Origin of the sequence: Spirulina subsalsa CS-330 (assembly GCF_028330765.1) — a bacterium.
Taxonomy (GTDB): Bacteria; Cyanobacteriota; Cyanobacteriia; order Cyanobacteriales; family Spirulinaceae; genus Spirulina; species Spirulina subsalsa_A.
This window is the reverse complement of record NZ_JAQMTY010000085.1, coordinates 1-10,967: the sequence shown is the minus strand read 5'-3', so window position 1 is coordinate 10,967 and position 10,967 is coordinate 1. Positions and strand designations below refer to the sequence as shown.

Below are 10,967 nucleotides of genomic sequence, written 5' to 3'. Positions count from 1 at the left end.
GGAGGGTGGAGGTGGGGGGAAGGTTGGGGAGGGTGCGTTTGAGTTCATTGAGGAGGGTTTCCGGGCAGGTTTGGCAGACGGTGGTGTTTTCCAGCCAGACGAAACGGCCCCCCATGCCAAAGGGGGGGGTCATGGCTTGGTTTAACCCGTCGATCAGGGTTTCGGTGCTGTCGGCGGTGAGTTTGTCGGTGTTGAAGGAGAGCCAGTTGGGGTCAAGCACCGCGTCTTGAAGTTTAGCGATCGCTTTCCCCATGGCAAAATCATCTTCACCCCAAAACAAGTAGATAGGCATACCACAGGCTAGAATCGGATCTAGACAGACCTTCAAGGCAGACCAACGTGGACGAAACCTATCAGGCATATCTCAACAGAGTTGCAAAACTCACACTCCCTGAAACCTATCGTAACCAAGTTCAACATATACAAGAATCTCCAAAATTTAATCACGGCCAGCCGGTTCCCTTTCCCGGCTACACGATCAATACACCGGGCAATCAGGATCAACGGAATCAAGCCTTTTATGACAACCTGATTGCCACTCAACAGGAAATCCTCGCCCAACTTGTCCCCGGTCTCCTGCTCCCTGTGCCGGCGGAGAGCTTTCACCTGACGGTGGCGGATTTGATTTGGGATGCCAATTATCAGCACGCCCTCGCGACCCATGGCGAAGCGTTTGAGGGGAACCTCTGCGATCGCCTCGCCCACAGTTTCAGTGAATATCAAAAATCCGTCCCCGATCGCGGCCCGATTGAATTGCAACTGGTGGGGCTGTTGGTGCGGCCACGGGCGATCGCTGTGGCCTTAGTCCCCATTGACGACAACTCCTACCATAAGATGCTGCAACTGCGGCGGGCCGTCTACCAAAACTCCGGCCTCATTGCCCTCGGCATCGATCAGCAATACCCCTTTACCGCCCATATTCCCCTAGGATATTTCGCCCAAATTACAGAGGATCTAGACCGCGATCGCCTCTGTGATACCCTGATGGCCTTCAACGATCGCTGGATCGGCAACACCCCCGAAATCCTCCGCAGTCATAGCGCCGCACTCTACCAGTTCGACGACATGACCCACTTTTATCAACAAGACCATTTCCCAGCGATCGATTTTTAACCCCAAATCCCAAAAAAAGCGGTGAGTCGTCACTTCACCGCTTCAGCCTTCTGTGTTGTGTGAGTTGTAATGAGTCCTAGAACCTGAAGCGTGTCCGCACCGTCGCGGCAATCACATCAGAGTTCGTGCTGTTATGACCCGGATTCGTCAGCCAGATCACACCAGGCGTAATATCAATGTGCTCCGTCAGTTGCCATTTATAGAACGCTTCGATGTGGTAGCCCAAATCGCGGTCTTCCCGTGCGCCCAACCCCAGCGCACCGAAATCACCATCCGCCAGACTCGCCACCGGCAACTCTGAACCACTCAAGCGGGGCTGTTGACCCACCACAAAGCCCAAGAGATTGCCTTCGCCCCCTAAATCCGGGAAACCCAGGGTCAGGGCGTAGTTCCACACATCGGCTTCTGCGGTTCCAATGATCACCGCATCGCTAAAGCCAACCCAACCGCCGACAAAAAAGGCATCACTGGGTGTAATCAAGGCTTCAATCCCGAAGTTGTTCGCCACAACGGGGATATCGCCGTCGAGGTTCGAGGGTAAGCTACCGGTGTCATGGTTGAGACCGTCCTCTTTGGTGTAGGAATTGATATAGACCAACCCTAGGCCCAAGAGATCATTCTCGTACTGGAGTTGAGCGCCGAGAGCATAGTTGCCATTAAATACACCTTTGGCAGCATCGGAGGCTTCTCCGGGGGTGTACCCCACAGAGAAGTTGATGTTGTCGTTCACTGCGTAGGTGAAGCCAATCCCTGCATCTGCGTCCCCGCTTCGCAAAATCGGGTTGCGTTGCCCGAAGCGGGAAATGGAGCCGCCACCGCTGGAATTAAAGGGGTTGAGGGGGTCGAGGAAATCATCCATGCCCGCACCGGTTGCGATAATCTGCGCGGTGATTTTACTGCCCACCGGGAAACGATAGGACAGCACGTCCACGTCCACGGAGTTTTCATTAGTGCCTCGGAATCCCCAGCGGGCTTCGCGGGTGACATCGCCGTCGATGCTCCAGTCCTCGACGTTGTTGGACTGGAGGCGAGTGCGCAGGCGATCGCGTCCAGTGAAGGAGGTATCGAAATTCAGGCGGACGCGGTTTTGAAAAACGATATTGTCAGAAAAGTCGGTATCGGTGACCCCATCGCCATCAGTGTCGTAGCGGTCATCGCTGGGAAGCAAACCGTTGAGGGTGAAGAGCACTTCCCCGCCGAGTTTGGTGGTGGTGGAAAACTGGTTGTCTTCGAGGAAGGCAACGCGAGATTCTAGGTTATCGACCCGCGTGCCGAGCATGGCGAGTTCGGCTTCAAACTCTTCCATGAGACGACGCATGGTTTCGAGGTCTTCGCGGGTGGCGAAGTCGGCGGTGGTTTCAGCGATCAGGCGTTCCATTTGCTGGAGGCAGGCGTTTAAACCAGCGGCAAATTCATAGCGCGAGAGGGCGCGGTTTCCCCGGAATGTCCCGTTCGGATAGCCTTTCAAGCAGTCGTAGCGACGCACCAAATCATCCAAGGCTTGGAAGGCCCAGTCATTGGGGGAAACGTCGCTAAATTGGGATGCTCCCACACCTTGGCCGAGCATGGCCTCGCCTTCGTTGCTGTAGGTTTGGATTTGCTCGAATAGGTCTTGCGGGTTGGTTTGGGCTTCAGCGGCAGGGGGCTGAAACATCAAGAGGGCTGATCCTAAGAGGATCGGCGTTGCTCCCTGGGAAAGCCGATGGAATGTTGTCATGGTCAATTCGTCACTCCTCAAAAAAATGGCCGAATTCGGCGGTGTGGTCTAAAACGGATTGGCTCACGGGCAGATACGCCCCGGTCATTGATTACTGTACTACTAAATGAAAATATCTATCAACTGGTTTATGGGGTTGATGAAAACCCGCTGACTGTGTTGATAGATACTGGCCATAGTGTGCAACAACGGCGATCGCAGGTTTCATGGCCTTAGTCTTCGCTTGAAACTTGCTGACAGATGGTTTAACCACGCCTAGAATAAACGGTATCGGTATAACATTAAGGGAACCCTAAGAGGATCTAATGCTTTTTTCAACTCTGTTTAAAGGGGAGCTTAATCCGGGGTCTGGCGGGGTCGTCCGAGGGGTGAGGGGTGAGAAGCGATCGCACACTATTGCGAGTAGCTCCTAAAAAGGGGCTTGCAACGGCGAACCTTCCCCTGCCGGGGTGGGCAAGAAGGTTCAGATGTGACGGTTTTGCGATCGCGCTTTTTGTGACGATTAATCCGCAATTACAATGGATTTAGCTTGTTTTCGTCCTTTCCTATGCAACATCTCACAGCACAGCATCGGGTGGCCATTCTGCTCCATCGGGGCATTCGCGATCGCAGCGGTAAAACCGGCTTGGCGTTCCTGCGCTACGGAGAGGCCCAGGTGGTGGCACTGATCGATCAAGACTGTGCCGGGGAATCCCTCTCTGAGTTAACCGGCATCCCCCACGAAATTCCCATCGTGGCCTCCGTCACTGAGGCGCTGGCCGCTCAACCGGATATTTTGCTGATTGGGGTTGCGCCGTCCGGGGGTCAACTGCCCGATGCGTGGTTAGAGGAAGTGAAGTTGGGGATTGTGGCGGGGCTGTCGGTGGTGAATGGGCTGCATACGCCGATGATGGCGATTGTGGAAGATTTGCCGGGGAGACATCTCTCAAAAGGCCAGTGGATTTGGGACATTCGCCAGGAGCCGCCGGGTTTGGGAATCGGTAAGGGACGGGCGCGATCGCTCCCCTGTCAGCGGTTGCTCACGGTGGGGACGGATATGGCGGTGGGGAAAATGTCGGCGGGGTTGGAACTGCGGCGGGCGGCTCTGGCCCAAGGGATCAACACAAAGTTTGTGGCCACGGGTCAGGCGGGGTTAATGATTGCGGGGGAAGGGATTCCCCTCGATGCGGTGCGGGTGGATTTTGCGGCGGGGGCGGTGGAACAGGCGGTGCTGGATCTGGGGTCACGCTGCGATCTGCTGTTGATCGAGGGTCAAGGCTCGCTGTTGCATCCTGGCTCAACGGCGACGCTCCCGCTGATCCGAGGCAGTCAACCCACGGGCTTAATCCTCGTCCATCGCGCTGGTCAGAAGGCGATCCACAATTGCCCCGATGTGCCGATTCCACCGTTGCCGGAGGTGATTGAGCTTTACGAGACGGTGGCGCGGGGGGCGGGGGCGTTTGCCTCGGTGCGCGTCGAGGCGATCGCGCTCAATACGGGCCATTTAGATGCGGCTGCGGCCCAGGATGCGATCGCCCAAGTGGCGGCCGAAACCGGGCGATTCTGTACCGATGTGGTGCGCTTTGGCGGGACGGAATTACTCAATCACATCCTGAAATCCTAGAACTCACGCCAGGATTAGGATTTGGGGCGGGAGAGGAGGAGGGTGTTTTGGAGGGTTTGGGTGATCAGGGTGGCGATCGCAGCATTGCCGGCGGGGGTGAGGTGGACGGAATCGCGGTAGTAGGTGGCGACGGTTGAGGGGGGGACTAATTGCCAAGCCAGATGGAGATCCAGCACCGGAATATTTTCGGCGTAGAGGTAGCGAAAAAACTCGGCTTTGTACAGCGGCGGCAAAGGTTCCGGGAGCAGTTCGATTCGGTTGGGGGTGAACAAGACCCAGAGGGGGATATTTTGCGATCGGCTCCAGGCGATGATTTCCCCTAACATGGCTCGGTTTTGCTCCCATTGGGTGGTTAAATCCGTCGTCGTGGGGGGGATTTCATAGGAAAGGGGCAGTCCCCAACGTTTGGCGATCGCAGGATAGGCGTACCGTTGCCAGGCTTCTTGCAGGGCCAAGCGGGGTTTGCGATCGGGATAATTCACATCGACCCCGACGCGATCGCCCTCACTCGTCGGCTGGAACAGGTCATGACTCCCGATCTGCACAATCAGCAAATCACTCTCAAAGGCTCCAAACTGCTGTAAATAGCCCCATTGATTGCCAATGCCCCAGGAACCCGCCGACGCATTCAGCACCTCCGCCTTCACGCCCGCGCTCTGTAATTGGGCTTCCAGTTGCTCGGAAATGATCTGATCTTGACCCATCACCGTCCCGCCATTGAGCACGGAATCCCCCGTCATCAAAATCCGCAGGGTTTCGGGGGGTTTGGGCTGCTGCACCGGGTCGGAGCGTTGGGAGTAGTTATTGTAGGCGATGGGATGGCCGAAGCGGGTGACGGCTTGATTGGGCTGGAAGCGGTAGCCAGTTTCAGGATCAGCCATAATCAGCACCGGATTTCCGAAGCCAAATCCCCAGCGCAAAATGAGTTCAAGCGCGATCGCACTCCCCAGCAATCCGCCCCCCAGCCAAGTCCAGCGTCGTTTCATCCTCGCGTTTTTTCCACCGTATAGCCCGTCAAGATCCACAATACGCCGCGCCCTCCGTCCCGGACAATTTCCCACCAGGATTCATTAGGGGTTTGGGTGGGCACGGCGATCGGGGTGACGGTGATGCCGTAATGGCCAAAGATGAGATAGGCGAGAAACCGGGCGCGACCGAGGTGAAAATCCGACGTGATCAGGTAAAGATGGCGGATGTTTTGGGCGTGGAAGACTGGCCCCATGGTGGTGAAATTGGTGACGGTATCCACGGCGCGGCGATCGTAATTGAGCCGTTGGGGGTCTACTCCCACCTGGGCGAAATAGGCGCGGGATTTGGCTTCGGGCATTCCCGACGAAATCCACAGATCCAACCCTGGATGTTCTTGGGCAAAGTAGGCGGCCACATATTCCCGCTCAAAGTCGCCCCCCAGGACAAGGATCGCTTCGGGCTGGGGGCTGGCCTGGTGGGCGCGGTGGAGTTGCGCGAGGAGGTGGAGGTTAAAGGTGAGAATAGCGATCGCACTGGTAACCACTATCCAGCGCCGGGGTCGGGGAAGTTTCCGTTTGAACATCGTCTACGCAACCATGGGTCTGAGTTGAAACTGTTAAGACCGCTGCCACATCACCCACTGGCGTTGAATTTGGGGCTTGAGGCTAGCGGGTAACGGGATGGCATCAAGAGCGGGGGAAAGGGCGATCGCCCTCTGTTCGATCACCATTATCGGCAATCCCGCCGTGAGCGTCATTAATTGTCCCTGGGTCACGATCAACCCGCCGCACCATTGCACCCATTCCTGCACCGCCGGCTCCACCTCCACCGCACTGATCCACAACCCCAGCAGCAGATACCCCCCCGACACCACCCCATCACAGAGTTTCGCCAACAGCAGCCGCAGGGTATCGGGATGGCGCAAACTGGTTTCCACCACATCCGGGGCGATCGCCAGTTCAAACCGGGACGGCGTTAACCGCGCTAACGGGTTCAAAAAATCCTGATCCTGTTGAATCACCGCCGGGTCTGGCGTATCCCCGCGCCATTCCCAGGCTTCCACCGCGTAGCCCCACTGCCGCAGCGCGATCGCACCATGACCCGCACCCGCCCCAATCATAGCGATCGCCGCTCCCGGATCACATCGCTCCACCCAAGCCAACACCGTTGGATCAAGATCCGTCGGCTGAGATGGTGGCGGTAACGGTGCGATCGTCGTCTGGAAATTGCAAGTAATTCCCGTTTCCGGCGGTGCATTGGGCGTAATCTCCACCTGGAGCCGCGCCCCTGGCCCGGATTGAAAACTCGTCAGGATCAACTCATGCAAACTCTCCCCCAGTTGCTCCCGCTCCGCCACCGTCAACGGACTGCCGAAAGTCTCCACCAACCCCGCCACCTTTGCCAAGGTCGCCGCGCTCTGAGCGGGCAAACAGGGCAGGGTAATTTGTGCGGTTAAAGAGAGGTGCGATCGCCACACCTCCCCCACCCAATCCGTTCCCCCCATCACGTCACCGTCGTAATAAACTGACCCGGCATCGTAATCTTAATCACCCCCCCATAGGCACAATTACAAATCGACGTATCCGACAACGCCGCAAACGCCCCAATCTTCACCTTCAGCGCCCCCGGCTGCCACGGCCCCACCGTTGCCGGAATACAAGGCATCGGAGTCAACACCCCCAACGCTGCCGCCGTCGCCGCCGCCACTGTCGGATTCGCCAACGACGTACAAACCCCAAACGGCGGAATATTCACAATCGGCGCAAAATCCATCACCGTTGCCGCCAACATCGCCGGAGCCGTCACCGGAATCCCCTTCGGAATCACAATCAAACTACTCGGCGCTGCCCCAAACGGCACACATTGCATCATCGCCCCCATCGTCACTAAATTCGGCATTGTTTAAACCTCCTACCCTAACTTGATTGATAATGACGACACCGCCACCGATGCTGTCCCCTTAATCGTCGTACTTAAGCCCTCTACTGTCATCGTTGCCGCTGACTTTAACGTCACACTCGCCATCTGAATATCGAGGGAATTTCCCCCCACTTTCAAGGTAATCGCACTCTTACCCGTCAGATTGATTTTCGTTGCATCTAAATTAATATTTTTTCCCATTCCAGCCGTTAAATTAATATCCCCCGTAGAGGTGATTTCAATTTTCTTGCTATTATCATCCAGCTTAACAAGATGACCACCACCAGACTTGATTTCAATTTTCTTGCCTTTATCATCTAGTAGTACTTGATGGCTTCCTTTGCTCTTAATTAGAATCTTTTGATTCTTATCATCCAGTAAAACTTGGTGTCCATCTTTAGTTTTAAGCTCTAAAAATTGATCTGTATCATTGAAATGCAAATAATACTTATCTTTCGTATCAACATAAATCCCTTGCTTTGTACTATCTTTATCCTCCTCCACAAACTGCAACTGATGCCCAATGCGGGTCTTAAATGTGCGTAGCCGTACCTTCCCATCCACCACACTATCCGTCACCACCGTCGGCGGCGCATCCTTCCCATTCCACACCCCCCCCACCACATAGGGCCGATGAATATCCCCATGTTCAAACGCCACCAACACCTCATCATCCACCTCCGGCAAACAATCAAACCCCCGCTCTTTGCCTGCACCGATCGCCACCACCCGCGCCCAATAACTGGTATGGGCATCCTTTCCCTCTTTCGGCGTGAGCGTGGGAAACCACACCCGCACCCGACCCCATTTTTTCGGATCATTATTATCCGTAACCTGTCCCACCATCAAGGTTTGACCTGGCTTTAAACGGGTTGGCGGCGCTAAGGTTGCCAGTAAATCCCCCCCCCGCAAACCTCGCACTGTGAATTCTGTAATGTAGATGCGATTTTCGTATAAATGCCGCGTTTCTGTGACGTAATAACTGCCACTATATTTACTCATGTCCTTGAGTTTAATAATCTTACCGGGACAGATGTCCGGATTCCCCTCAGCACGGGCATCCGCAACGACAAATTCTCCCCCCAGTTCATCCACTAAGGATTGCGCAATTTTATCAGCTTCAGACGTACTAGAAACCGGTTTGTCTACTACAATTACCTTCGGACTAGTGGGCTTACCACTAAAACTACTGCTGGTTTTTTTGCCCTTGCCATAGTCTGTTTCTGTTAAAACTTGATCGGTGTTTTTTGTGGCAACAATGGGTTCTTTTTTGGTATAGTCCCAGCCGCGCACTTCGACGGAACTCACCTGCTCTGCACTAGAAACCCGCACTCGAAAATCATATAAATCCTTTAACCATTCTAATTCGATCGTGGCTTCGGATTTGGGTTTGCGAAAATTCAATTTACCATCTTGAACAAAAAGTTCATAACCGTTCCGGGCGGCTCGCTCTCGGAAAAATTCCATATTGGTTTGATTTTCTTGAAAAACATATTCATGGGTAGGGCTAGTTGCATCAATCGTATTAGAAGTAATGCCGACTTCACCAATGATTTTTTTGACAATGTCACTATCGGTTGCATCTTGAAAGGAACGATTGAAGCGACCACGATGGAGGCGATGGGAAATATCATAGCCTCGGATGATGATCGGGGCTTGGGAACCGGTGGTAAATTGGGTTTCGATCGCCGTTACTTCCCCTTTAATGACGCTGCCTGCTTCGACTTCACTAAAGTCTTTATCTTCGGTGGAACTACCAATGAACCCGATTTCAATTTCTGTCCCAATTTCAAATTCTGTTTCATGTTGCCAAAACTTGTCATCCGGATCACCTGGATAGCGAGAGTTTTGGATGATCAAGGTGAACATTGCCGGTAAATGGAGGCTTTGTTCAATGGAAATTTGCAGTAAGCTTTCCATGATTTTGGACGAGGCTTCGCTGCCATTGATTTTGAGGGTCGCTTGGGCAATATAGGTTGTGTTCATAAAAAGTCTATCCGTACCAGATTAGCGATTGGGCCCGCTGCCACGTCCAAAGGGATTGGTGGAACCGCTAGCGGTTACGGATTCAATTTCGGTGAGGGTGAGGGAACTGATCACGGCTTGTACGGGTGTGCCGTCAATTAAAAAGCGGGTGATGTCGAAATCAAGGGATTCAATGAAACAGCGACGAATGTATTGATTTTGCCCCCAAATAAAGGTGTAGGTGGGGGGACGTTTGCCTTTGGCTTCGCCTTTTGCGGCAAAGTCTAGGGCTTTGAGGAATTTGCCGATGTATTTTTCAATGACGTTTTCGCCGGTTTCGTAGGTGTCAAATTTAATATCAGAGATGCTTAAGGTGCGACTACAGGGCCCTTTGAAGCTGACTTTTGGATCACCGGATTCGGTGCGAGCGGCGGTTTCAGCGTCTAGATCGATGGATTGGCTAAAACTCAATGAGGTGGGGTTAAATTGAAATTCAATGTCATCACTTTCATCGGATTTCAAAATGGCTTTTTCAAGTTTTCCGGTGGGAATGGGGCTGTTGCTCATGTGCTGACTCCTTATGATGTTTCAGGGGTTTACCAGGGAAGGCGACCGGAGTAGCCGCGTCCGTGGCGTTCTTGCTCGATGGCGATGCGTTGGCGCACGATCGCATAAATAGCATAGGCCAGATGTTCGAGGTGATCTTCATCGGCTCTGGCTTGGCGATAGGTGGAGGAGGGCGATCGCTTTTTCGCGGTGGCCTTGGTAGCGACTTTGGCGGTGGCTTTGGTGTCTTCGTCACGCTGAAGGGTCTGACGCTGTGCTGCGACGCTCTGCACTCCTGCGGGCGTGAATTTGAGTGTTTTGCGCGGCTGCTCACGGGGATCAAGTTTGGTTTGAATCACGCCTTCGACCGGACTCCATGGGGTTTTGGGGCTGCGGTTGCCTGCTTTGAGGGGTTTGCTGTTGCTCAGGGACGAACGGCGAGGGGTGATGTTGTTTTTCGATAGGGCCGTGGGGGGGAATGGGGACTGAGTTGGTGGAGCAGTTGCGCCCCCATCTGTGCTGGCTTGCAAGAGGTCGGTGATGCTTGACCAGGTTTCCGGAATTGCGACGCTGGAGGGCTGTACGATTTTGGGTTCGGGGGCTTTGGCTTGGCGCTGGATGACGGGCGACGGGGCGGCGGCGGGGCGCGATCGCTTCAGGGGGCTAAATGTGCCAATTTTCTCAAGGACATTGGGCAAGCTAGAACGTGCGATCGTTTTTCTCGACCCCAACGGTGCAGATTCTTTGACCTCCTTTTGTCGCTGACTTGATTCAGGCAAATTCGCCGGAGCCACCATTTCACCACGTTCAGAAACCTGCCGCTGAATTGATTCCGATTGAACTATATCAGGTGCGATCGCAGGATCTAAACTTTCAGAAACCTGCCGTTGAATTGGTTTAGTTGGACTTGTTGAGCTTTCAGAACTGGTGATACTTTCTTGTCGTTGAATTCTGTCGGGTGCGATCGCAGGATCTAAACTTTCAGAAACCTGTCGCTGAATTGATTCTGATGAATTTTGTGATGTCTCAGAACTCGTAACGGTTTCTTTTCGCGGAACCATGTCAGGTGCGATCGCAGGCTCTAAACTTTCAGAAACCTGTCGCTGAATTGATTCCGATTGAACTATATTAGGT

At 54.0% G+C, this 10,967-nt stretch carries 10 protein-coding genes and 1 pseudogene; 2 read left to right on the top strand and 9 right to left on the bottom strand.

Annotated features, from left to right (window positions below; genetic code table 11):
• A pseudogene (locus PN477_RS05800) lies at positions 1–292 on the bottom strand (DNA polymerase III subunit delta); the annotation flags it as partial.
• A gap of 47 nt (positions 293–339) precedes the next feature.
• On the opposite strand from PN477_RS05800, the gene PN477_RS05795 reads away from it, so the two are divergent.
• Complete coding sequence (locus PN477_RS05795; RefSeq protein WP_272115407.1) at positions 340–1,113, top strand: DUF1868 domain-containing protein; 774 nt, start codon at positions 340–342, stop codon at positions 1,111–1,113.
• A gap of 76 nt (positions 1,114–1,189) precedes the next feature.
• Here PN477_RS05795 and PN477_RS05790 read toward each other — a convergent pair whose 3' ends face one another.
• The gene (locus PN477_RS05790) at positions 1,190–2,830 is read right to left on the bottom strand and encodes an iron uptake porin (protein ID WP_272115409.1); all 1,641 of its coding nucleotides are present in this window, start codon (positions 2,828–2,830) and stop codon (positions 1,190–1,192) included.
• A gap of 547 nt (positions 2,831–3,377) precedes the next feature.
• Between PN477_RS05790 and PN477_RS05785 the strand changes: the two genes are divergently transcribed.
• The gene (locus PN477_RS05785) at positions 3,378–4,433 is read left to right on the top strand and encodes a DUF1611 domain-containing protein (RefSeq protein WP_272115410.1); all 1,056 of its coding nucleotides are present in this window, start codon (positions 3,378–3,380) and stop codon (positions 4,431–4,433) included.
• Positions 4,434–4,447: 14 nt separating this feature from the next.
• On the opposite strand, the gene PN477_RS05780 is transcribed toward PN477_RS05785, so the two are convergent.
• The 7 genes from PN477_RS05780 to PN477_RS05750 form a co-directional block, all read right to left on the bottom strand.
• The gene (locus PN477_RS05780; RefSeq protein ID WP_272115411.1) at positions 4,448–5,419 is read right to left on the bottom strand and encodes an SGNH/GDSL hydrolase family protein; all 972 of its coding nucleotides are present in this window, start codon (positions 5,417–5,419) and stop codon (positions 4,448–4,450) included.
• Entirely contained in the window at positions 5,416–5,985 is a 570-nt protein-coding gene (locus tag PN477_RS05775; RefSeq protein WP_272115413.1) for a YdcF family protein, read from the bottom strand. Before PN477_RS05775 ends, PN477_RS05780 begins: the two co-directional genes overlap by 4 nt.
• Before the next feature lie 33 nt (positions 5,986–6,018).
• Complete coding sequence (locus tag PN477_RS05770; RefSeq protein WP_272115415.1) at positions 6,019–6,906, bottom strand: hypothetical protein; 888 nt, start codon at positions 6,904–6,906, stop codon at positions 6,019–6,021.
• The gene (locus tag PN477_RS05765; RefSeq protein WP_272115417.1) at positions 6,906–7,301 is read right to left on the bottom strand and encodes a DUF4280 domain-containing protein; all 396 of its coding nucleotides are present in this window, start codon (positions 7,299–7,301) and stop codon (positions 6,906–6,908) included. The genes PN477_RS05770 and PN477_RS05765 overlap by 1 nt, the downstream gene beginning before the upstream one ends.
• A gap of 12 nt (positions 7,302–7,313) precedes the next feature.
• Positions 7,314–9,308: a VgrG-related protein gene (locus PN477_RS05760; RefSeq protein WP_272115419.1), complete on the bottom strand. Its 1,995-nt coding sequence runs from the start codon at positions 9,306–9,308 to the stop codon at positions 7,314–7,316.
• Positions 9,309–9,329: 21 nt separating this feature from the next.
• Complete coding sequence (locus PN477_RS05755; protein ID WP_272115421.1) at positions 9,330–9,854, bottom strand: CIS tube protein; 525 nt, start codon at positions 9,852–9,854, stop codon at positions 9,330–9,332.
• A gap of 29 nt (positions 9,855–9,883) precedes the next feature.
• Positions 9,884–10,967: hypothetical protein (locus tag PN477_RS05750; protein WP_272147067.1), on the bottom strand; the 1,084-nt coding region annotated here is incomplete at its 5' end.